This window comes from Motilimonas eburnea, from assembly GCF_021295345.1.
Lineage (GTDB): Bacteria > Pseudomonadota > Gammaproteobacteria > Enterobacterales > CBDFNC01 > Motilimonas > Motilimonas eburnea.
Genome location: NZ_JAIMJB010000021.1, coordinates 1 through 21929, shown reverse-complemented (window position 1 = coordinate 21929; position 21929 = coordinate 1). Strand labels below are relative to the sequence as shown.

Below are 21929 nucleotides of genomic sequence, written 5' to 3'. Positions count from 1 at the left end.
CATGATTACAAGTCGACAGGCTCGCTCAAAATCGTCACCCTACCCAATCAACTTAATGAGTCATATTACAGCAAGGCGTTGGCTAAAAAGTCTGCTTAAGACTAAAAATAATCAATAAGGTCGCGATAATAAGGGCACGTTTGCAGTAAACTCAAGTGCTCACCCATCGCCACGACTTCCCCTTGCTCCATCACCACTATCTTATCCATCGCCGCTAGCATAGCCGGTTTATGAGTAACCATGATCAGGGTTTGCTGAGTACTCGCAAGATGGCCAAATAAATTCGCCATGAGCTGGCGCTCTGATAAGTTATCTAAGCCTTTACTTGGCTCATCGAGAATCAATACCTGACCATTTCGAAGCAGTACTTGCGCCAATTGCAACCGCTGCCTTTGGCCGCCAGATATCCCCGAGCCGGTTTCTCCTAGCCAAGTATCGACGCCATGTTCAAGGGTATCAATAAAGTCAGTTAACCCGACCTGTTCACAAACTTGGCGCATTTGCTCCAAAGTCACATCAGGCTTGGCTAAACGTAAGTTATCGGCAATGGTGGCATTAAAAATGTGGCCCGTTTGACTCATCAATGTCATGTGCTGCCTTAATTGCTCTCGATCTAACACATTAAGATCTTTGCCTGCCACCGTGAGCTTGCCTGCTGGGGTCGGCCAAAAGCCCATCAGTAAGTTAATCAATGTTGATTTTCCTGCACCACTTGGGCCAATAATGGCCACCTTTTGTCCCGGTTTAATGGTGAGGGTAATCCCCTTTAATGCTAACGCGCTCTGCTCTGGGTAACTAAAGTCCAATTGGTTAAATACAATATCCCCGCGAGTCACCTTCTCGTTACCTGTAAACTTAGGATGGGGCATATCAACAATGTCAAACAAACGCGCCGCACTGGCTAAGGTGTTGGGTAATAACTGGCAAGCCAATGGCAATGCCATCACGGTTTCAACACTGACAAGCATTAACAGCGCAAGACTAGCAATATACTCACTGGCCAATTGGCCTTGCTCCACTAACGGTATCAGAATAACAAAGCTGATTATCACCAGCCCATTAACCAACAAAAAATGAGCCGAGTTCGCCAAACTACGATAACGCTGTAATTGCAGCTCTATCGCTAATAATCGTTGAGAAACATCTAGTAGATGCGCGTGATAACGCGTTGCAACCTGATACATAATGAGCTCACGCAGAGCAAAAATGCCGTCAACTAACCCCAGTTGCAACTGGTTATTCACTTGCAGCTTTTGTTTGGCTTGAGCCGCACTCAAACGATAGGTTAAGTAAGGTAAGCCTACCCCCAACGCCACCAGCACCAGAGCTAACACCATGGCTAAGGTAGTTGAAAAATAAGCGACCGCCGCACACACAAGCGGGACACTCACGCCCGCCACCGTCGCAGGCAGTAAGATGCGAAGGTAAAAGTTGTCAATATTATCGATATCTTGCTGCATTCGCGTTAACAAATCAGCCGATTGAAACTGCACCTGATAATAGGGCATCAAAGGCATTAATTGTTGATAAAAGTAGTACCTTAACTGGGCTAAAATCCGAAACGTCGCTTCGTGGGTAACTAATCGCTCCGCATAGCGACCCGCGGTTCTGACAATGGCTAAAAAGCGCACCACTGCGCCCGGTGTAAAATAATTAATCGAGGCGCCTGTTAGTCCAGCCATCGCCATGATGGTCAGAAACCAGCCAGAAACGGCAAGTAAGCTTATATTGGCTAACAGGGCGACAAGGGATAACAAGGCACCCAGCGCCATCATCCCAAGTTGGGGTTTCATTAGCTTGAGCAAACGGATCACATTATTCATGACGCCCTACTCCCGTTGGTTTTAAGCCCTCTTGATTAATGCCGCTGAGGTCGCTATCCACATGTAACATGGCATGGTAAATCCCATTTTGAGCCAGTAGTTGCTGATGGTCACCTTGCTCAACTACTTGCCCCTCGGCCATCACAATAATGGCATTGGCCTGCTTTACCGTATGCAAGCGATGAGCGATCACTATCACCAAATGTGTTTTTGCATATTCCTTAATCGCATCAAGGACGATGGCTTCACTGTCTTTGTCTAAGTGGCTACTTGGCTCATCCAGTATCAATACTTCAGGTTGATGATAAAATGCTCTTGCTAAGGCTAAGCGCTGACTTTGTCCACCCGAAAGGCCCAGCCCACCTTCACCTACTTGGGTATTTATGCCCTTCTCAAGGGAATCAACAAACGGGTTTAATCCCGCTTGGGCTAATGCTTGCTGAGCAAGGTTTATATCAATGTCATCACTCAAGGCGAGGTTATAAGCGATGGAGCCAAAGAACACCTGGCCTTGCTGCGCTATCCAACCACAATGATTGAGCCACCGGTCGCGTAACGTTGGGGTTAAAGGTTGTTGATTAACCAGCACATGACCGCTATCGGGGGATTGAAAGCCCAGCAATATATCAATTAAGGTGGATTTTCCCGCGCCACTTGCCCCAACAATAGCGAATAAACCGGGGCCTGAAATCTGCAAATTAATATCAACCAAGGTATTGCGACGCCCAGCGTAGGCGAAGTTAACCTGCTGACAAGTTAACGTAAAGGGCGCCACTAAGCTTGGTCTAGCCAGCGCAACATCGACGCTTGTTGGCTTAGCTGTCGTTGTTGGTTCAGGTTGCTCCAATAGCTTTATCATATCCACGGCAGCGGCCGCCCCTGCCATTTTGGCATGATACTGAGTGCCTAGGTTGCGAAATGGCAAGTAGAACTCGGGGGCCAACAACAAGATCCAAAGGGCAATCACATAGGTCGCCTCGCCGTAATAAAGCCTAAAGCCAAAGATAACCGCCACTAAAGCAATGGAAACAGAGGCTAAAAATTCCAAAAAGAATGAGGATAAAAACGCCACCCGTAAGATTTTCATGGTTTGACGCCGATAATCATCACTAATGGATTTTACCGCAGCAAGCTCTTGGCGCGCCGCATTGAACACCTTCAGTTGCGTCAGCCCCTGAATAATATCCAAAAAGTGACTGCTCATGCGCAACAGCTTAGCCCAATGTTGCTGATTCATGGCTTCTGCGCGCTGGCCAATCAAAATCATGAAAAACGGGATAAAGGGCGCTGTGAACACTAAGATCAAGCCCGCGCCCCAATCAAAGGGAAACACTAAGGCCAACACGCCAAAAGGGATCACGGCGCAATAGGCAACCACAGGTAAATAGCCTGCAAAATAATCTTGCAGCGATTCAACCCCTTGATGGGTTAATTGGGCCAGGTTGGATTGCCCGAATTGACGACAATAAGCAGGGCCAAGGCGGACGATCTTAGCCAGCAGCTCGTGCCTAATTTGTTGTTTTATCCTTGCAGCGGCGCGTTGACTAAAGCGCTCACTTAAATAACCAAACAAAGCACGCAGTATTACCACAACGACAAGGTAACCAAACCAAGGCCCTAACTCCGTTAAGCTGCGCTGCTCAAAGATAGCTTGATTAATGAGGATGGCTAGCAGCGCCATTTGGCCGATCATCAACAAGCCATTGAACGAGCCAAAGGCGATGGCCTTGGCTAATAAACCATTAGACTTACTTTTTTGCTGCTTGAGCCAGCGATTGGCGTGTTGGCTTGTATCTTTAGAAAGGGGTTGTGACATGCAAACTCCTAAACTGCGGCCCATTGTCTTCGCATTATTTGGCGTAATTTGAGTTAATATGGCCAATTGGAAGACTGGCTAACTTAAGTCGCCATGGTGGCGCAAAGCATCAAGGTATAGAGCACTCAATAAGGGATCAACCAAACGCCAATCCCAACATATCGAAGACTAAACGTTGTCGTCATCCTGGTCTTTTGCAACATTGTCTACATGTTGCTGCATTTCGTACCACATCACATTAATAATGCCAAAAGCACAAGCCAGCAGCACACCTAAAATCCAACTAAAATACCACATAGAAATTCCTTATTTACGGTGGCAAATTGACAGGCTTGCCACCGCGTTTATCAAATTAGTAAGTAGAGTGACTGTGTTCGGTAATCTCGGCCACCGTGACTCGGCGCCACATTTTGTAATAACACCAAATGGTGTAACCTAATACAAAAGGCAGTAGCAGTATCACCGCGATCAACATTAAATTTAACGTCATTTCACTTGATACCGCATCCCACAAAGTTAAGCTGTGATTAGGCACCGAACTTGATGGCATCACAAATGGGAACATGGAAGCGCCAGCCGTTAAAATCACGCCCGCATTGGCCACACTGGTCGCAATAAAGGCTAATGCTCCTTTTCCTAGTTTCATCAGCACCATAGCCACGAGTGCCAAGGTCACTCCCGCAGCAGGAAACAGCCACATCAGTGGGTACAAGTTGTAATTTTGTAACCAAGCAGCCTGTGCTAATTCAACTTGCTTCAGCGTTGGGTTAGCGACACCGCTGATATCCACTTCACCCACAACGTGAAACCCTGGGATCCAAAGCCAAATACACACACCGGCAAAAACAAATGCGACTACTAAAACGAGGGCTGCGGCCATGCCGATTTTTGCTGCACGCTCTGCAACGACTTGCTCGGTACGCATCACCAACCAGGCGCCGCCGTGCATGGTGACCATGGCAACACTGACCACGCCACAGAGCAAAGCGAATGGATTAAACAAGGCAAGGAAGCTGCCTGTATAGCTCACACGCATCAGATCATCAAAATGAAACGGCACACCTTGTAATAAATTACCAAAGGCCACACCAAAAACCAGTGGCGGTACCGAACTTCCAACAAACAAGGCCCAGTCCCAGTTGCCACGCCAGCGTGGATTATCGAGTTTACTGCGATAGTCAAATCCAAGTGGACGTAAGAATAATGCAAATAAGGTCAGCATCATGGCAAAGTAAAAACCACTAAATGCGGTCGCATAAACCAAAGGCCAAGCCGCAAATAGCGCACCACCTAAGGTAATAAACCAAACTTGGTTGCCGTCCCAGTGCGCCCCTACGGTATTGATCACTACACGGCGCTCATCATCGGTTTTACCCACAAATGGCAATAAGGTCCCGACCCCCATGTCCATGCCATCGGTCACCATAAAACCAATCATCAGCACGCCTATGATTGCCCACCAAATTAATTTTAACGTTTCATAATCAAACATGAGTCACTCCTAGTAATGGCTTTGGCGTAAACTGGCTTCTGTTTCAGCTTGCTTTTCAAAATGATAGCGCCCGGTATGCAAAGAACTTGGCCCCTGTTTGGCAAACTTCACCATGAGGTACATTTCAATCACGAACAAGATGATATACACAGTAACAAACGCTATCATGGTGGTGACGACTTGACTGACGGTCAGGTTTGACACCCCCAAAAAGGTCGGCAGAACTTCACTGATAGCCCAAGGTTGACGACCAAACTCCGCCACAAACCAACCTGTTTGAATCGCTATCCAAGGTAATGGCAATGACCATAAAATCGCTTTTAATAGCCAAGGCTTACGTTCAATTTGACGCTTGGCATTGTAATAAAACGCCAGTACAAACAAGCCCAACATGATCACACCACAGCCAACCATGATCCTAAAGGTCCAAAACAATGGTGCCGCCGGTGGGGTCGAGTCTTTTACCGCCGCTTGAATTTGCTCCTCGGTCGCATCCACCACATTGGGTGTGTAGCGCTTAAGCAACAAGCCATAGCCTAAATCGACTTTCAGCTCATCAAACTTGGCAAGGTTCTCTGGGGTATCTTCGCCGTTGCGTAGCTTTTGTAGGTATTCATAAGCAATCATACCTTTACGAATGCGTACTTCGTGCTCTGCCTGCAAGTCACGTAAACCAACCACCTCTTCATCTAACGAACGGGTGGCAATAATGCCCATTAGGTAAGGGATCTTAAGAGCATATTCCGTCTCCATGGTCTCATCGTTTGGTAAACCAATCACGGTGAACGAAGCCGGTGCGGGCTGAGTTTCATATTCCGCTTCAATCGCCGCTAATTTTACTCGCTGCACTTCCCCAACTTCATAACCTGATTCATCACCCAGTAGTAGCACGGAGCAAATGGAAGCAAGACCGAAACCAGCCGCAACCGAAAAGGAGCGTTTTGCAAAGGGGAGATCGCGCCCTTTTAGGATGTAGTAGCTGCTGATACTCAGTACAAACATGGAGCCAGCGACATAGCCAGCAGCCACGGTGTGGATGAATTTCACCTGAGCCACGGGGTTAAATACCAACTCCGCAAAGCTCGTCATTTCCATGCGCATGGTTTCGTAGTTGAACTCGCTACCCACCGGGTTTTGCATCCAACCGTTGGCAACCAAGATCCACAGAGCGGATAAGTTGGTGCCAAGCGCCATTAAAAAAGTGGCCGCAAGATGTTGGCGTTTACTTAAGCGTTCCCAGCCTAAAAAGAACATACCAACAAAGGTGGATTCCAAGAAAAAGGCCATCAGTCCCTCTATCGCCAGCGGGGCACCGAAGATATCGCCAACATAATGGGAGTAATACGACCAGTTGGTACCAAATTCAAACTCCATGGTGAGACCGGTAGCGACCCCAATAGCAAAGTTGATCCCGAACAACTTGCCCCAAAACTTGGTCATGTCTTTATAAATTTGGCGCCCCGTCATGACATAAACGGACTCCATGATGAATAAGATCCAAGTTAAACCTATTGTCAAAGGGACAAAGATAAAGTGAAACATCGCTGTGATGGCAAACTGCCACCGCGATAACTCCACTAAGGTTTCATTGATCATACTGCACTCCTACTTGGCAGCACCCACCTTCACTTTGAAGATGATTGCGGATTATTATTAAAAAGGTGTTCTTTCATGCTCAAGATCTTGCTCACTCCTGCCCCAAGCTTCATCAAGGTACTGAGTTTTTCAGGAGATAAGCCTTGTAGTTCGCCGGCCCATTGCGTGAGCATCTCTAGTAAATCATGGATTTCTTGCATCTTTTCTAATGCAAACGCTTCTTGTTGATCCAAAGGATCGGCCAACAAGTTATCGCGCAGTAAAGACAAGGTAGGGTCAACTTCGCGCTTTTTACGTTCTTCAAAAATCGTGTTGGCTAAATCCCAAATAGAGCCGGTCACTCGGTAGTATTCTTTACGATCGCCAGGTATGTGACTGACTTGAACTAATCGCCAAGATTGTAATTCTTTCATCCCCATGCTGACGTTGCCGCGAGAAATGTTCAGCGCATTGGCGAGATCATTGGCACTGAGCGCTTTTTCGGTGACGACCAGTAAAGCAAACATTTGCCCCACCGTGCGGTTAAAGCCCCAGCGACTGCCCATTTCACCAAAATGAAATACAAAGGATTGAATGTTGGGTGAGAGTTCCATTTCCACCTATTTAAACTTTCAGAAATTTCTGAAAGTTTAAACCAGCACGACGCATTTGATCAAGATCAATCAGTGGTAAATTAACAACGGAATTTGCAAAGGCAGTTAAGTATATGAATTATTCGGGCCTTCTTCTTGCATGACAGGCCAAACACCCAATGTGATGCGCTTCACAACAAGGCACCAGATGAATACCCAGTCAGCTAGAGATATGTGTTTCGGCAAATGCAGGCTGATACTACAAAGCATAAGAGGGATCCAAAAAAACAGCAGCGGCCAAGTCGTTCAGGGTAAAAGCTGAAAGGGGGTCAACTTGTTAGGCAAAGCTTGAGGCAACCCGCCACGGGGGCTGGCGCGAAAACAATTAAAAGAACGCTTTATCTAGGGTCTTAAAACCTTGATTAAGGGCTAATGCTAAATCTCCATAGGTCGGATTAGCGGCAACCTGCACTTGCTCATCTTGGTTTTCTTGCGGTTTTTGCTTTGCCACTTTATCTAAAATTTCATGATACCAACGAGCTAAGCTGGGTGGCAGTGGACTCATGGCGCGTTTTCCTAGCCAATATAACCCTTGCAGCGGCAAGGTGACCATAAATAAAACCATCCCCACTGTGGTCGGCCAAAACATCTCGTGGCCAAATTGATGTTGCAATAGCAAGGTGAAAACGGCCAACATAGGCATATATTTTTCTGCAAATTCAGTTATTTTAATGACTTTATTTTCAGGAAACAGACTATTGAGCTCTTTGCGCTGAGGCCAAAGCTTCATGTAGGCTTTGCCATTATGTAATTTTCCACCAAAAAACTTCATCTCTACCTGCCTTACCACTTATCTTGGCCATAAAATGAGTCTAATTTGTTAAAAATTGATTTTAATTAACTCTGTAGACGCTTCACTTTGTTATTTTCTTACATTAGCTGTATCCTTGTTACAACTAAAGGTATCTCAAGTCGATTTAACTGTATTTTGCGCAGTTTCAGACCGAATATAAACCGTGTTTAGTTCAAGAAATAACCCGTTTATATGCTTAAGGATACATTAAGTCCAGCAATTGACATAATTTCAATTGTATTCCAAACGTAATCGAAATGTTATTAGGATTTGCCAATGAACAAACTTGTTCTCGTTCTTAACTGCGGTAGCTCTTCTTTGAAATTCGCCGTCCTCAACGCCGTTAACGGTGATGAGTACATCTCAGGCATAGCTGAATGCTTTAATCTAGAAGAAGCCAGAATAAAATGGAAGTTAGACGGCACCAAACAAGAAGCATCATTAGGCGCATTTTCTGCTCATCGTGAAGCCATTGAATTTATCGTGAGCAATATTCTCAGCACGAAACCGGAATTACTTGAAAACCTGATTGCGATTGGTCACCGCGTTGTACATGGCGGCGAAAAGTTCACTAAATCAGTGATCATTGATGAAGCCGTGATCGCGGGCATTCAAGCTTGTGCAGCCCTTGCTCCTTTGCACAATCCAGCTCACCTTATTGGTATTCGCGCCGCGCAAGCCGCGTTTCCTGCATTGCCTCAGGTGGCTGTATTCGATACCGCGTTTCACCAAACCATGCCTGAATCGGCTTTTCTATACGCACTGCCTTATAAGTTGTACCGCGAGCATGGTATTCGCCGTTACGGCATGCATGGCACCAGCCACCTATTTGTTAGCCGCATGGCTGCCAAAATGCTGGGTAAAGAGACAAAAGATGTCAATGTTATCACCGCTCACTTAGGTAACGGCGCTTCTCTATGTGCGGTGAAAGGTGGCAAGAGTGTTGATACCAGCATGGGTTTAACGCCACTTGAAGGTCTGGTAATGGGTACACGAAGTGGTGATATCGACCCAAGTATTATTCAGCATCTTGTAAACAAGCTTGGCTACACCTTAGATGAAGTGAACAATGTTCTTAACAAACAAAGTGGCTTAATGGGGATTTCTGAGGTTTCAAGTGATTGCCGCGCCATTGAGCAAGGGGTTGCAGAAGGTCACAAGGGCTGTACCTTGGCATTAGAGATTTTCTGCTATCGTTTAGCAAAATATATTGCCTCTTACACGGTACCTTTGGGCCGTTTAGACGCCATCGTTTTCACCGGTGGCATTGGCGAAAACTCAGCCAATATCCGTAAAATTGTATTAGAGAATTTAGCTATCTTTGGCTTTGTTGTTGACGACGAGAAAAACCAAGCTGCGCGCTTGGGCAATGACGGTATTATCACTGCAGAAAATAGCCCAGTTGCTTTAGTGATCCCAACAAATGAAGAATGGGTCATAGCACAAGATTCTGCTGAATTGGTTAGCCAATAAAATGATTATTTGCAGCGATAAGCCCATTTATCGCTGCAGGTCCTGTTTAGAGCTAATGCTCAACTACTAAAATGAGGAACGCTTGTGTCTCGTACTATAATGCTTATCCCTATTGGCTCCGGCGTAGGTGTCACATCGGTTAGCCTTGGCATGGTGCGCGCCATGGAACGCCATGGTGTTATTGTTAACTTTTTTAAACCTATTGCCCAACCTAAGTCTGGCGATACAGGGCCAGAGCCTTCAACGACCATCATACGAAACGCGACCAGCTTTATTCCGCCTGAGCCCTTTAGCATGCAATATGCTGAAAACATGATCTCAAGCAACCAAACTTCTGAACTGTTAGAGAACATTGTAGCCCGTTTTAAAACAGGAACAGCAGAAGCGGATGTGGTCGTCGTCGAAGGTCTGGTTCCGACTGCTAAGCATCAGTTTGCCAATGAAATCAACTACCAAATCGCCAAAGCACTTGGTGCAGAAATGGTGTTTGTGACTCACCCGAGTAACGATTCTAGTCAACAGCTTAAAGAACGCATCGAAATTGCGGTGTCTGCCTTTGGCGGCCATGAGAACAAACGCATTATCGGTTGTATCATCAACAAAGTGGGCGCTCCACTTGATGATCATGAAAAAACGCGTCCTGATCTCACCGAGATGTTTGAGAATCACCATAAGTCAGGCGCCAACCTTGAAGTACTGCAAATGTTTGGCAAAAGCCCACTGCGTATTTTAGGCTGCATTCCTTGGAACCCAAGCTTAGTGGCCCCTCGCGCTAAAGACCTCGCTGAGCATATGGACGCGACCATACTTAATGCGGGTGAAATGGCCACACGTCGCTTACAAAGTGTGACTTTCTGTGCTCGCTCAATTCCGAACATGGTAGAACACTTTAAACCTGGCTCTATGCTAGTGACATCAGGCGATCGCAGCGATGTTATTGTGTCAGCTTGTCTGGCATCAATGAATGGCGTTAAGATCGGCTGTTTGCTACTAACGGGCGGCTATGAGCCTGAGCCACAGGTGATGAAGCTTTGTCAAACGGCGATGGAGACCACGGGTCTGCCCATCATGTTGATCAACACCAACACATGGCAAACAGCGGTAAGGCTGCAAAGCTTTAACATGGAAATCCCAACCGATGACGCTGAGCGTATTGAATTGGTACAAGACTATGTGGCTGGCCATGTTGATAAACACTGGATCGCTACCCTAACCCAAGGCTCAACACTGCCACGTAAACTGTCGCCACCTGCATTCCGTTACCACCTAACCGAGTTAGCGCGTGCGGTAAATCGCCGTGTTGTTCTGCCTGAAGGTGAAGAGCCACGTACTATTAAAGCGGCTGCATTGTGTGAGCAACGTGGTATTGCCACCCCTATCCTGCTCGGTAACCCAGAAAAAATTCAACTGGCTGCCGCCCAGCAAGGTGTCGTACTTGGTGAAAATGTGACCATTATTGACCCCGTTACCGTGCGTGAAAAATACGTCGCGCCTATGGTAGAGCTGCGCAAAGGCAAAGGCCTGACCGAAGTGGTAGCACGTGAGCAACTAGAAGATAATGTGGTACTCGGTACCATGATGCTGGCCCAAGATGAAGTTGATGGCTTAGTATCGGGTGCGGTACACACCACAGCAAACACTATCCGCCCACCATTGCAGTTAATTAAAACGGCACCGGGGGCAAGTTTAGTCTCATCTATCTTCTTTATGTTACTGCCGGATCAAGTACTGGTTTATGGCGACTGTGCGATTAACCCAGATCCGAATGCCGAACAACTAGCGGATATAGCCATCCAATCAGCGGATTCTGCGGCTGCCTTTGGTATCGAGCCAAAAGTGGCAATGATCAGTTACTCTACCGGCTCTTCCGGTACGGGCTCAGATGTAGACAAGGTACGTGAAGCTACCAAGATTGCCAAAGAGCGTCGTCCGGATTTGATCATTGATGGTCCGTTACAATACGATGCCGCGATCATGGAAAATGTCGCTAAGAGTAAGGCACCAAACAGCCCAGTTGCAGGTAAAGCAACCGTCTTTATCTTCCCTGATTTGAACACGGGTAACACCACTTACAAAGCAGTGCAGCGAAGTGCAGATCTTATCAGTATCGGTCCGATGCTGCAGGGCATGAGAAAACCCGTCAATGACTTGTCACGGGGAGCCTTAGTTGATGATATTGTGTACACCATCGCACTGACCGCTATCCAAGCATCTCAACTTAAAAATTAATACCTTAAGGCCTTGTTTTACAAGGCCTTATTCTTTTTACCTCGATAAGATAATGCTGGTTAACAATTACCATCATCTCACCCACAGAGTTATACACAGTTTTTGTGGATAGTTTTAGTAATCAATCAAGCTTACTCACAAAAGAAAAACCACTCTTCAACTAAGTCGGCTAGTTATACACAGAGAAGCTAATGTTCATCGAACAAGATGGGACTTTATCTATCATATAAGCACAGGTTAATTGTCATATAACCACTGGTTAATTGATGCTCGTATTCTTAGAGTTAATCGATCTAGCTGCGCAACGAGACTGTTTTAAACTTGGTAAGGGTGCATTGAAAGAGGTATTGATCAATGAACGAAATGATCGAAGGGCAAGCATCGCAGCTACAACAATTACTTGATGATAATAACGACATATCGCTAATGATCTACCTTGAGGGTAAAAACTTTAGCCATATGCAACAACGGCACATTGTTGAGCAACTCAAACACATTAACAACCCTACCTTTGATGATTTAGCAGGGTTGTTAGACCAAAACTTAATCTAGACGATACACTAACACCTTTAAGCCTTTATTTTTATCTAAGTTTTGAAATAGGCTGCTTGGGGCAACCTCAGCTTCGAAGGACAAAGATGGGCAGTGCTCTAACACGGCTTGACGTAGAAACTCAAAGTCAAGCTCCGGCGCATTTAAACATAACATGGCTCTTCCGCCTGGAGTTAGCAGTTCAGGTAATCTGCGAATAATTTTGGGGTAATCGCGGATCACGTTGACACTGCCTTTTTGCAAAGAAGGTGGATCGGCGATCACCAGCTCATAAGGCCCCATTTTTTTCAATTTGCCCCAACTTTTAAAAATATCATGGGCCAGGTATTTCACCTTAGATAAATCGTGCTGGTTGAGCCGGTGATTATCCCGCCCCACCGCCAATGACGCCTTACTCATGTCCACGTTAACGACTTGACGCGCGCCTCCCGCGACGGCGGCGACCGAAAAGCCACAAGTGTAAGAAAACAAGTTTAATACGTTCGCCTTGTTGGCATGGGCTTGCACCCAGCGGCGCCCCTGCTCCATGTCGAAAAACAACCCATAATTTTGGTTACGGCCTAGGGTTAATTGATACTTAAGCCCTGCCTCGATGGCAATGGGGCTCTGAATCGCCTCTCCCCATAGCAACTCATAAGGAGCAAGATGGCGGCAGCGATATTGCACTTGAATACTGCGACAACGTGAGCCTAACTGCTGTTGAATCAAATCGGTTAATGCCGTTAACCACGCAGGTTCAACCTCACTGTATAAAATGATTAAAACAACCGAATCAAACCAATCAATATTAACAAAGCGATAATCGGCAAAGTGGCCCCCTCGGCCATGAAAAATCCGACATGCTTGCTCAGAGTCAGGCCAATTAAATTGAGGAGCGATAGGATCGATAAGTGACATAGATAAGCTCAAACAAAAAGGGGGATTTTACACCAGAATCTCCCTTTTGTAATGGCTAGGGCCTGTTGATCTTTTGAGTTTGTTTTTGCAGCGATTTGTTGGGTATTTATACAAAACAATCGTTGTAGGCAGCATCTTTGTGGCATAGTCATCTACGCGAAAAGGCGCTAACGCAGTAGAAATGACCAACAAACGCTGTCCTGCGGATTCGGCTAAAGCCCTTCGGGCGTAAGCATTCTATTCGTTGTTGAGCAGTATTTACTTAGAATGCTAAGCTACACACTGCTCGCCTTGCCCAAAACGCTTTTAGACAGGGTGTCTCCCACTCGAACAAAAATTAACCGCGAAAGGTCAACATGCCCTAGACACGTTTTCATTATTTGCTGGTTTTTAGCTCATCCACCGCTGAGGTATCTGAACTTAACAACACTGCAAACCACCGGCCTTGAGCGCTATTTTCTAGGCCTATTTTCAAGATCATGGTGAGCGGTACCGATAACAACATTCCCACGGTGCCAAGTAACCAGCCCCAAAAAATCAATGATAAAAACACAACCAAGGTCGATAGCCCTAGCCCACGCCCCAAATACCGAGGCTCAACAACATTACCCATGATGGTATTGACGAGAATATAGCAAGCAGCCACGACAGCTGCATGGCCTAAGCTAAGCTGTAAAAACGTGAGGATCACCGCAGGGATTGCCGCAATAATCGAGCCTATATTGGGGATGTAATTGAGTAAAAAGGCCAACACACCCCAGAGAATATAAAAATCAACGCCAATAACCCATAAGATAAATGAAATGATGCAACCCGTCGCGATGCTGACAAAGGTTTTGATCAGCATATATTGGTTTACAGAATGAAGAAATTTATCCAAACTTTTTAACTTCATACCAGGGTCACGAAACGCTAAATGGAGCTTAGCAGGCAGATCGGTGGCTTCGCCCAACATAAACACAACCGTTAATAGCAGCAGAAAAACATTGGTCAACACACTGCCAAATCCCGATAGCATGTTTGTCACCATGTTCATGGCAATGCTGGGGTTAAAGTATTCTCTTAGAATGTCTGTGGTGAGAATAATATCGTGATCAAGTAGCCATTGATTGAAGCCAACAAAACGCTGGGTTAGTTGTGCCTCATAAGTGGGTAATTGAGTCTTAAACTCCACCACGGAAGCGCCAACCACACTGCCCAAGATGACAAAAGCCAGTACAATCACGACGATGACCAAGGTGATCGCCAAGGTGCGCGGCAAGCGTTTAGCGACCAGATAATTAATAATGGGATGACAAATGATCGCGATAAACATCGCCAGCAGAAAAGGCACCACTAAGCTACTGGCGGCTTTTAACCCAGCTAAACAGATAACGATCGCGGACGCAATGAATAAGCCTCGGCTGGCTACGGATGGCTCTGGCATGTCATTTCCTTATTATTTTAAAGGGTTAGCAAAGTACAACACAGCAAGGATAAAATTTGCTAGCAAAATAACATCCTTTTCCACTGATTTAACGTAATACTATAAAATAAATCAAAATTATTGAGGCAAGTATGGATATCCTGATCACCGGCGGTAGCGGATTAATTGGTAAAGCCCTATGCAATAAACTCAAACAGGACCATCAATTAACCGTATTAACTCGCCAGCCGCAACGGGCGAAAGCGCGATTAGGCCACAATGTTCGATTAGTTGAGAGCTTATCTCAATGGCAAGATTTAAATGATTTCGATGCCGTCATCAACCTTGCTGGAGAGCCCATCGCCGATAAAAGATGGAGCCCATCGCAAAAAGAGCGTATCTGTCAAAGCCGCTGGCAAATCACCCAAACCTTGGTTTACCTGATCAAAGCCTCAAGTAACCCACCAAAAGTCTTGCTCAGTGGCTCTGCCATCGGCATATACGGCCGCCAAGATGCCCAGCCAATTGATGAAACCTTTACCCATTTTCATCACGAATTCAGTCATGAAGTGTGTGAACAATGGGAAGCCATCGCCAACCAAGCAAGTGAACAAACTCGGGTCTGCACCTTACGCACTGGGATAGTGCTTAGCCACGAAGGCGGCGCATTACAAAAAATGCTGCCTCCTTTCAAAATGGGCCTAGGTGGAAAAATGGCCTCGGGTTACCAATATATGTCTTGGATCCACATCGATGACATGGTGGCGGCGATCCGCTGGCTTTTAAGCCAAGACAGCTTACATGGGCCTTTTAACCTAACATCCCCCCACCCAGTTACCAATCGAGAGTTTACTCGCCACCTCGCCATGGCGCTACGCCGCCCTGTGTTATTTTCTATGCCCAGCGTCGTACTAAAACTGCTGTTTGGTGAAATGAGTGAAATTCTCATTTATGGGCAAAACGTATTACCCAGTAAATTACTCGACTCAGGGTTTGAATTTCATTACCCGGAGCTCCAGCATGCGTTGACAGAAATCACGAGCAAACTGTGAGCCCAGCTCAAGTAACATCGAGCTAAGGGTTTTCATTTACTTTTGTTAGTGCCTGAAAACGAATATGATAACAAGTATCTCAAGGCTATTTGGATAAACCAAACCTGCTGAGCGCTAGCCCCTCAACTTGTTAAAGGAACGAAAGGTAATATGAACTTCGAACTCGCGGTTATGGGCATGGCCGCTCTTGTGATCATTGGCATCTTACTGCACCACCCTTCAAAAACCTTAGGCGTGCCATCTTTACTGATTTTTATGGCCGTCGGCCTTGCGTTTGGTAATGGTGAATGGAATTTTGTCTATGATGACTTTGTCACCACTTCTGTTATCGGCGGCATCGCCCTTAACATCATCGTTTTTGTTGGTGGCCTAAATTCTCCCACTGCGAATATAAAACGGGCCTGGAAAGAAGGCGGCGCCTTGTCTTCGTTTGGCGTGGTTCTCACTACCTTGATTTTCGCCGGCATACTCTATTGGCTACTGGATTTCGATTTTATTACCTGCTTATTGTTTGCTGCTGTGGTCGCCTCAACCGATGCCGCCGCGGTGTTTTCTATCATAGAAGCGAAAAAGCTCAAGCTTAAAGAAAATACCGACACCGTGCTAGAGTTTGAATCCGCGACCAACGATCCCGTTGCGCTGGTCATGGTGGTTATTCTCACCGAAATTTTGCTTAACCAAGGCATCATGCCTCCCGCGTCAGAGGTGGCTCTTAGCTTGTTGTCGCAAATTGTCCTTGGTTGCATCGCGGGCTTTCTGATCGGAAAGATAGCGGTAAAGGCGCTCAACTACATAAACTTAGGTGAATACGGTCTGGTTCCCGTGTTCATACTGGCCTGCTTTGCTTTAGTCACCCTTGGTACTGACATGGTGGGCGGCAATGTGTTGATCGCTGCTTACATCTGTGGGGTTATTTTTGGCAATGAGTTAAAGCGAGGTAAAGAAATCAACAAACACTTTTTCAACGCCTTATCTTGGTTGGCTCAGGCATTAATGTTTATCATTCTTGGCCTACAAATATTCCCTCAACAGCTGTTGCAGGTATTTTTAATTTCGATTTTACCGGCGTTGCTACTCATCTTGGTTGCTCGGCCATTAGCCGTGCAATTAGTCTATTTAGCCTTTCCTAAGGCCAGCAGCAAAAAGCGGTTATTTATCTCGGCTATCGGCTTGAAAGGCGCCACCCCGATTGTGTTTGCCTTGATCCCCGCTGCAGCAGGGGTATCAGAAGCCAGCACCATATTACACATGGTGTTCTTTATTGTGCTGTTTTCTATCTTATTACAGGGGAGCTTACTGGCACCCTTAGCTAATAGGCTGGGATTGAATCAAAGGGACGAACCATAGTTCTTTGAGTTATAGGTGATTATCCCCGACGGAATAAGCAATGATTTGGCTCAAGAGCGTCAGCGACAGGCCACTTTGCTGCTGCAAGGCGTTAAACGCATCTTGGCATTGTTGTAAGCCTTTTTTACTCGTGAGTCCCGCATCTAAATAGCCATGGCCACGTAAATAGCTTTCAACATCCTTGGTTAAAATAAAGGTATCTATGCCCAATTTTCGCAAAGTATAAGGGGTAATATTGCCGCCCAAACGTGAGCCGTGTTGTTTAAAGTATTGCCAAAGCCCAACCCAGTTAGATGTTGGCCACTGTGAAATGAAGTCGGCTACACTGCCGTATTGCTTTTCTAGACTTAACATCAATTGAGCATTCACCGGCACAGTGATGATTTTTTGCCGCGCTCTGATGATCCGCGAGTCTTGGCACAAACGCTCAATATGTTGGTCATTAAGGAGCACCATTTTTTCAGGCTCAAACCCGAAAAAGGCCTCTTCAAAACCGGGCCACTTATTACGCACCACCGACCACACAAAACCGGATTGAAAAATAGTTTGGGTAAAGGTAGCTAAAAATCGATGATCGGGGATCCTTAACAGCGCCTGATCAGAAATAACCGGTGAAAGTAGCGCCTTCAGTGCAGCTTCTCCCCCCTTTCGCTGACAGGCTCTTTGGTATAACTGCGAAAAATTTTCCACTTAACGGCCTCTTTTACAAATAGCTTTCAATGACTAGCCAAGACTGAACGGTTAGCTTCACGCGTTGCCACCAGCTGGTGTAGGGCTCTTTCGTTAAAACAACTTGTTCACCGGCTTCTGTCGTTTGCCAAATCAAGTCACCTTGTTGGTCCAGTTTAACTTGATAGCTGAGGCGATCAATGTGCTGCTCGATGGCCTCCACTAATGATATGCCGATAGCCGCCGAATGGATCAACATGCCCATTTCAGTATTGTGTAATACAGAGCGAGGATCTAAATTAAATGAGCCAACAAAAACCTGCTGCTTATCAGTAATAAAGACCTTGGAATGCAAGCTTAAATGGGATGAGCCATACCACTTGCGCGAATCAACATACTCTTCATTTAGCGTGGGTTTAAATTCATATAGCTGCACCCCCGCTTGTAATAAGGGTTTACGGTAGTTGATATAACCGGCATGCACTATGCTGACATCGTTAGATGCAAGGGAGTTAGTGATGATTTTGACCACGACGCCGCGTTTGGTTAAGTCCGCAAATAGCTCAACCAAAGCATCATTGGGCACAAAGTAAGGTGACACGATCATTAATTCTTGTGTAGCCGATTGGTATAATTTGCCAATCAAAGGAGCGATATGGCTTTCACTGGTGATAGCATCTTGCAAAGCCTTATCGGGCGCATCGGCATAAATATCTGCTTTAACCCAACGTAAGTTCTGCATTCGCTGGTTAAATTGGGCGTCAAGGACGACTTGCTCTACCGCCTCGAGGTATGGATTGTTCTTATCTTGCTTTGTTTGACGCTGAAAGTGTGCTCTGGCTTGTTGGTACTCTTGTTCAGTAAAAGCCTGCTCACCCAAAAATACCGAGCTAGGCCAAACCAAGTGGCTATTCCAATACGTATCAAACACATTAGAAACTTCACTGACCACTTCACCTGCGGCCAACACGTCTAAATCACGAAATTCGGCATGGCTCTGGGCGCCAAAATATTCATTGCCTATGTTACGCCCACCGACGATGGTGAATGCGTTATCGGCCGTGAAGGATTTATTATGCATGCGGTTATTCACCCGATCTAAATCGGTCACAAAATCAAAGGCACGAAAACGGCGGTGAGCGAACACATTGTAGAAACGAATTTCAATATTGGGGTGCATGTCCAATAAGTGCAGGCCTTGAGCTTTACCTGATGTATCCAGATCATCAAGCAAAATACGCACCCGAACGCCACGATCAGCAGCATCAAGCAACTGACTTACCAATAAACGCCCCGTTAAGTCGTTTTTCCAAATGTAGTATTGTAGGTCTAATGAAACTTGTGCGGCTTGGACTAAAGCGACGCGCGCGATAAAGGCATCGATACCATCAATTAACATGGTCACACCTGATTTACCGGGGTGATTAGCCACTTGTTCAGCAACAGCCTGGTTTAACTTAGTATCACTGACATCTTGAAGCACAAAGGTTTGCGCAAGGTTGTCATTCGCTGGCAGTTGTGCGCAGCCCGCGATGTAGCACAGTGAGATGAGCCCTAACCACAGGGACCGTTTAAGCATGTCCATTTGCATCCTTTGCCAGCAATAATAACGCGATATTTATTTGGATTATGATGAGTTGCGAGTATATCAACAAAGTAGAAGTGATGGCACGGAATGAGACACTAAGTTGTTCTAGTTGTCTTAGTTTATGTTTTTGGATGCTGAAGAAGAGTAAAACGAGATGGTGGACGATACTGGGCTTGAACCAGTGACCCCCGCCTTGTAAGGGCGGTGCTCTCCCAACTGAGCTAATCGTCCATATTTTATTAAGCTGGTACCTCAAGCATGCTTGCGATGTTGAAGTGGTGGGCGATACTGGGCTTGAACCAGTGACCCCCGCCTTGTAAGGGCGGTGCTCTCCCAACTGAGCTAATCGCCCAGCTTAATGGTTTGTCTCTATCGGTACTTCATTACCGTATATACTTTCGGTACTGAAGTGGTGGGCGATACTGGGCTTGAACCAGTGACCCCCGCCTTGTAAGGGCGGTGCTCTCCCAACTGAGCTAATCGCCCGATAGAGTATAAAGTTGGCACTTCGTGTTGAAGTGGTGGGCGATACTGGGCTTGAACCAGTGACCCCCGCCTTGTAAGGGCGGTGCTCTCCCAACTGAGCTAATCGCCCAACTTTATAGGTTACTTCAATTGTCAACTTGCTATTCTGTTGGTGGGCGATACTGGGCTTGAACCAGTGACCCCCGCCTTGTAAGGGCGGTGCTCTCCCAACTGAGCTAATCGCCCAACAGAATATGCTTGCTAACCTACTCATCTAGAGTAGTGGTGGACGATACTGGGCTTGAACCAGTGACCCCCGCCTTGTAAGGGCGGTGCTCTCCCAACTGAGCTAATCGTCCGTCAACCAACTTTTGTCATTTGCGACATCCGCTGTGTTTGTGAGGGCGTATTATAGGGAGCAAAGCGAAAGCGTCAACCTCTTTTTTTTCAATTTTGTACGACTGAACATTATTTAATTAATTTGCGCAAAAACACAGCAAAACCCGCACTAAAAAACACCGAATAGGTAATTACTGAGCAACAAAAATTGAGCTTGGCGCGCCACGAGGATAAAATGACGCCAACTTTTCTATTCAAAACTAAAGGACATAAGTCGATTATGACGATTAAAACGCGTTTTGCTCCCAGCCCTACCGGTTATTTACATATAGGCGGCGCTCGTACCGCTCTTTATTCATGGTTATATGCAAAAGCGAATCAAGGCGAATTTGTTCTACGAATAGAAGACACAGATTTAGAACGTTCTACTCAACCTGCGGTTGATGCCATCTTAGAAGGCATGAGCTGGTTAGGTTTAAACTGGGATGAAGGTCCTTACTACCAAACCAAACGTTTTGATCGCTACAAAGAGTTGATCCAGCAATTGGTTGATGAGGGCAAAGCTTACCGCTGTTACTGCACACCTGAAGAATTAGAAGCCATGCGTGAAGCGCAAATGGCACGTGGCGAAAGTGCACGCTATAACGGTGAATGGCGCAACCGCACCGACTACCCTGCCGACAAGCCTTATGTAATTCGTTTTAAAAACCCAACCGAAGGCAGTGTGGTGTTTGACGATCAAGTGCGCGGCACCATTGAATTTAACAACAGCGAGCTCGATGACCTCATCATCTTACGCAGCGATGGCTCACCAACCTATAACTTCTGTGTGGTGGTAGACGACTGGGATATGGGCATCACCCACGTTATTCGTGGTGAAGATCATATTAACAATACGCCGCGTCAAATTAACATCCTTAAGGCGTTAGGCGCACCTGTACCTGTGTATGCGCATGTCTCTATGATCTTAGGCGATGACGGTGCAAAATTATCAAAACGCCATGGTGCGGTGGGTGTGATGCAATACCGTGATGACGGCTACCTGCCTGAAGCGATTTTAAATTACTTAGTACGCTTAGGTTGGTCTCATGGCGATCAAGAGATCTTCTCGATTGCCGAAATGACCGAGCTATTTAAGCTAACAGACATTAACAAAGCCGCATCGGCCTTTAATACCGAAAAACTAAACTGGCTAAACCAGCATTACATCAAAACTGGCGAGCCAGAGCACATTGCGCAGTACCTAAGCTGGCATATGCAAGACCAAGGTATTGATACGAATAACGGCCCCGCACTAACGGATATTATCCCTGCCCTAGCCGACCGCGCCAAAACCCTAAAAGAGTTGGCCGCATCAAGCCGTTACTTCTATGAAGACTTCAGTGAATTTGACCCTACTGCGGCGAAAAAACACCTGCGTCCCGTTGCTGCTGAGGCCCTTACAACTGTCCAGAACAAGTTAGCCGCCATCGAAGACTGGCAAGATGAAGCTATCTTACACCAAGCGATTGCCGATACCGCCACCGAGCTTGAGTTAGGTATGGGTAAGGTGGGCATGCCGCTACGCGTCGCCATCACTGGTGCAGGCCAATCACCTTCATTGGACATCACGTTAAAGCTGATTGGTAAAACGCGCAGCATCGCGCGCATCAGTCAAGCCCTTGAGTTTATCGCGCAGCGCGCGGGCTAATCGCCAACCGCTAGATTGCTAGGCCACTTCGGTGGCCTTTTTTGTGCTTATCCCCTCCCCCGCACTTAAGC

At 46.3% G+C, this 21929-nt stretch carries 17 protein-coding genes and 6 tRNA genes; 6 read left to right on the top strand and 17 right to left on the bottom strand.

What is annotated here, in order from left to right:
• Positions 1 to 101: 101 nt before the first annotated feature.
• The 7 genes from cydC to yfbV form a co-directional block, all read right to left on the bottom strand.
• Positions 102 to 1823 (bottom strand): thiol reductant ABC exporter subunit CydC, encoded by a 1722-nt coding sequence (cydC, locus tag K6Y21_RS17590; protein ID WP_233073188.1) that lies wholly within the window; start codon positions 1821 to 1823, stop codon positions 102 to 104.
• Positions 1816 to 3639 carry a thiol reductant ABC exporter subunit CydD gene (gene cydD / locus K6Y21_RS17585; RefSeq protein WP_233073187.1) on the bottom strand — a complete coding sequence of 608 codons (1824 nt, stop codon included), beginning with the start codon at positions 3637 to 3639 and terminating at the stop codon, positions 1816 to 1818. The genes cydC and cydD overlap by 8 nt, the downstream gene beginning before the upstream one ends.
• Before the next feature lie 168 nt (positions 3640 to 3807).
• Complete coding sequence (cydX, locus tag K6Y21_RS17580) at positions 3808 to 3936, bottom strand: cytochrome bd-I oxidase subunit CydX (RefSeq protein ID WP_233073186.1); 129 nt, start codon at positions 3934 to 3936, stop codon at positions 3808 to 3810.
• Positions 3937 to 3991: 55 nt separating this feature from the next.
• Positions 3992 to 5131 carry a cytochrome d ubiquinol oxidase subunit II gene (gene cydB / locus K6Y21_RS17575; RefSeq protein WP_233073185.1) on the bottom strand — a complete coding sequence of 380 codons (1140 nt, stop codon included), beginning with the start codon at positions 5129 to 5131 and terminating at the stop codon, positions 3992 to 3994.
• Positions 5132 to 5140: 9 nt separating this feature from the next.
• The gene (locus K6Y21_RS17570) at positions 5141 to 6727 is read right to left on the bottom strand and encodes a cytochrome ubiquinol oxidase subunit I (RefSeq protein ID WP_233073184.1); all 1587 of its coding nucleotides are present in this window, start codon (positions 6725 to 6727) and stop codon (positions 5141 to 5143) included.
• Between the two features lie 29 nt (positions 6728 to 6756).
• Positions 6757 to 7320 carry a GbsR/MarR family transcriptional regulator gene (locus K6Y21_RS17565; protein WP_233073183.1) on the bottom strand — a complete coding sequence of 188 codons (564 nt, stop codon included), beginning with the start codon at positions 7318 to 7320 and terminating at the stop codon, positions 6757 to 6759.
• Between the two features lie 364 nt (positions 7321 to 7684).
• A complete protein-coding gene (gene yfbV, locus K6Y21_RS17560) occupies positions 7685 to 8131 on the bottom strand; it encodes a terminus macrodomain insulation protein YfbV (RefSeq protein WP_233073182.1) in 447 nt (148 codons plus the stop codon).
• 297 nt (positions 8132 to 8428) lie between these two features.
• Between yfbV and K6Y21_RS17555 the strand changes: the two genes are divergently transcribed.
• The 3 genes from K6Y21_RS17555 (at position 8429) to K6Y21_RS17545 (ending at position 12406) form a co-directional block, all read left to right on the top strand.
• Entirely contained in the window at positions 8429 to 9625 is a 1197-nt protein-coding gene (locus K6Y21_RS17555) for an acetate kinase (RefSeq protein WP_233073181.1), read from the top strand.
• 84 nt (positions 9626 to 9709) lie between these two features.
• Entirely contained in the window at positions 9710 to 11854 is a 2145-nt protein-coding gene (pta, locus tag K6Y21_RS17550) for a phosphate acetyltransferase (RefSeq protein WP_233073180.1), read from the top strand.
• 354 nt (positions 11855 to 12208) lie between these two features.
• On the top strand, positions 12209 to 12406 hold the full coding sequence (locus K6Y21_RS17545; protein ID WP_233073179.1) for a hypothetical protein: 198 nt from the start codon (positions 12209 to 12211) through the stop codon (positions 12404 to 12406).
• Here K6Y21_RS17545 and K6Y21_RS17540 read toward each other — a convergent pair.
• Together K6Y21_RS17540 and K6Y21_RS17530 are read right to left on the bottom strand one after the other, a co-directional pair.
• A complete protein-coding gene (locus K6Y21_RS17540; RefSeq protein ID WP_233073178.1) occupies positions 12398 to 13303 on the bottom strand; it encodes a class I SAM-dependent methyltransferase in 906 nt (301 codons plus the stop codon). The genes K6Y21_RS17545 and K6Y21_RS17540 overlap by 9 nt on opposite strands.
• 376 nt (positions 13304 to 13679) lie before the next feature.
• Complete coding sequence (locus K6Y21_RS17530; protein ID WP_233073177.1) at positions 13680 to 14729, bottom strand: AI-2E family transporter; 1050 nt, start codon at positions 14727 to 14729, stop codon at positions 13680 to 13682.
• A 131-nt stretch (positions 14730 to 14860) separates the two neighbouring features.
• Between K6Y21_RS17530 and K6Y21_RS17525 the strand changes: the two genes are divergently transcribed.
• Together K6Y21_RS17525 and K6Y21_RS17520 are read left to right on the top strand one after the other, a co-directional pair.
• Positions 14861 to 15760, top strand: coding sequence for a TIGR01777 family oxidoreductase (locus K6Y21_RS17525; RefSeq protein WP_233073176.1), 900 nt, complete (start codon positions 14861 to 14863; stop codon positions 15758 to 15760).
• 150 nt (positions 15761 to 15910) lie between these two features.
• Positions 15911 to 17107: a potassium/proton antiporter gene (locus K6Y21_RS17520; RefSeq protein ID WP_233073175.1), complete on the top strand. Its 1197-nt coding sequence runs from the start codon at positions 15911 to 15913 to the stop codon at positions 17105 to 17107.
• 9 nt (positions 17108 to 17116) lie between these two features.
• Here the strand turns inward: K6Y21_RS17520 and K6Y21_RS17515 are convergent, their stop codons facing one another.
• The 8 genes from K6Y21_RS17515 to K6Y21_RS17480 all read right to left on the bottom strand — a co-directional run bounded on the left by K6Y21_RS17515 (position 17117) and on the right by K6Y21_RS17480 (position 20188).
• A complete protein-coding gene (locus K6Y21_RS17515; protein ID WP_233073174.1) occupies positions 17117 to 17797 on the bottom strand; it encodes a DNA-3-methyladenine glycosylase I in 681 nt (226 codons plus the stop codon).
• 13 nt (positions 17798 to 17810) lie between these two features.
• Positions 17811 to 19355, bottom strand: a complete 1545-nt coding sequence (locus tag K6Y21_RS17510) for a phospholipase D family protein (RefSeq protein ID WP_233073173.1) — start codon at positions 19353 to 19355, stop codon at positions 17811 to 17813.
• A 164-nt stretch (positions 19356 to 19519) separates the two neighbouring features.
• A tRNA-Val gene (locus K6Y21_RS17505) sits at positions 19520 to 19595 on the bottom strand.
• 45 nt (positions 19596 to 19640) lie between these two features.
• Positions 19641 to 19716: transfer RNA gene (locus K6Y21_RS17500), tRNA-Val, on the bottom strand.
• A 58-nt stretch (positions 19717 to 19774) separates the two neighbouring features.
• A tRNA-Val gene (locus tag K6Y21_RS17495) sits at positions 19775 to 19850 on the bottom strand.
• A gap of 33 nt (positions 19851 to 19883) precedes the next feature.
• Positions 19884 to 19959: transfer RNA gene (locus K6Y21_RS17490), tRNA-Val, on the bottom strand.
• A gap of 40 nt (positions 19960 to 19999) precedes the next feature.
• A tRNA-Val gene (locus tag K6Y21_RS17485) sits at positions 20000 to 20075 on the bottom strand.
• Between the two features lie 37 nt (positions 20076 to 20112).
• Positions 20113 to 20188, bottom strand: a tRNA-Val gene (locus K6Y21_RS17480).
• A 260-nt stretch (positions 20189 to 20448) separates the two neighbouring features.
• Between K6Y21_RS17480 and gltX the strand changes: the two genes are divergently transcribed.
• On the top strand, positions 20449 to 21858 hold the full coding sequence (gene gltX / locus K6Y21_RS17475) for a glutamate--tRNA ligase (protein ID WP_233073172.1): 1410 nt from the start codon (positions 20449 to 20451) through the stop codon (positions 21856 to 21858).
• Positions 21859 to 21929: the final 71 nt, after the last annotated feature.

Coding starts and splice junctions, on each gene's coding strand:
- K6Y21_RS17525 (WP_233073176.1), top strand. CDS start 14,861: ATGGATATCCTGATCACCGGCGGTAGCGGATTAATTGGTAAAGCCCTA.
- K6Y21_RS17570 (WP_233073184.1), bottom strand. CDS start 6,727: ATGATCAATGAAACCTTAGTGGAGTTATCGCGGTGGCAGTTTGCCATC.
- K6Y21_RS17510 (WP_233073173.1), bottom strand. CDS start 19,355: ATGCTTAAACGGTCCCTGTGGTTAGGGCTCATCTCACTGTGCTACATC.
- K6Y21_RS17520 (WP_233073175.1), top strand. CDS start 15,911: ATGAACTTCGAACTCGCGGTTATGGGCATGGCCGCTCTTGTGATCATT.
- gltX (WP_233073172.1), top strand. CDS start 20,449: ATGACGATTAAAACGCGTTTTGCTCCCAGCCCTACCGGTTATTTACAT.
- K6Y21_RS17565 (WP_233073183.1), bottom strand. CDS start 7,320: ATGGAACTCTCACCCAACATTCAATCCTTTGTATTTCATTTTGGTGAA.
- K6Y21_RS17540 (WP_233073178.1), bottom strand. CDS start 13,303: ATGTCACTTATCGATCCTATCGCTCCTCAATTTAATTGGCCTGACTCT.
- cydD (WP_233073187.1), bottom strand. CDS start 3,639: ATGTCACAACCCCTTTCTAAAGATACAAGCCAACACGCCAATCGCTGG.
- K6Y21_RS17555 (WP_233073181.1), top strand. CDS start 8,429: ATGAACAAACTTGTTCTCGTTCTTAACTGCGGTAGCTCTTCTTTGAAA.
- K6Y21_RS17530 (WP_233073177.1), bottom strand. CDS start 14,729: ATGCCAGAGCCATCCGTAGCCAGCCGAGGCTTATTCATTGCGTCCGCG.
- cydX (WP_233073186.1), bottom strand. CDS start 3,936: ATGTGGTATTTTAGTTGGATTTTAGGTGTGCTGCTGGCTTGTGCTTTT.
- yfbV (WP_233073182.1), bottom strand. CDS start 8,131: ATGAAGTTTTTTGGTGGAAAATTACATAATGGCAAAGCCTACATGAAG.
- cydC (WP_233073188.1), bottom strand. CDS start 1,823: ATGAATAATGTGATCCGTTTGCTCAAGCTAATGAAACCCCAACTTGGG.
- K6Y21_RS17545 (WP_233073179.1), top strand. CDS start 12,209: ATGAACGAAATGATCGAAGGGCAAGCATCGCAGCTACAACAATTACTT.
- cydB (WP_233073185.1), bottom strand. CDS start 5,131: ATGTTTGATTATGAAACGTTAAAATTAATTTGGTGGGCAATCATAGGC.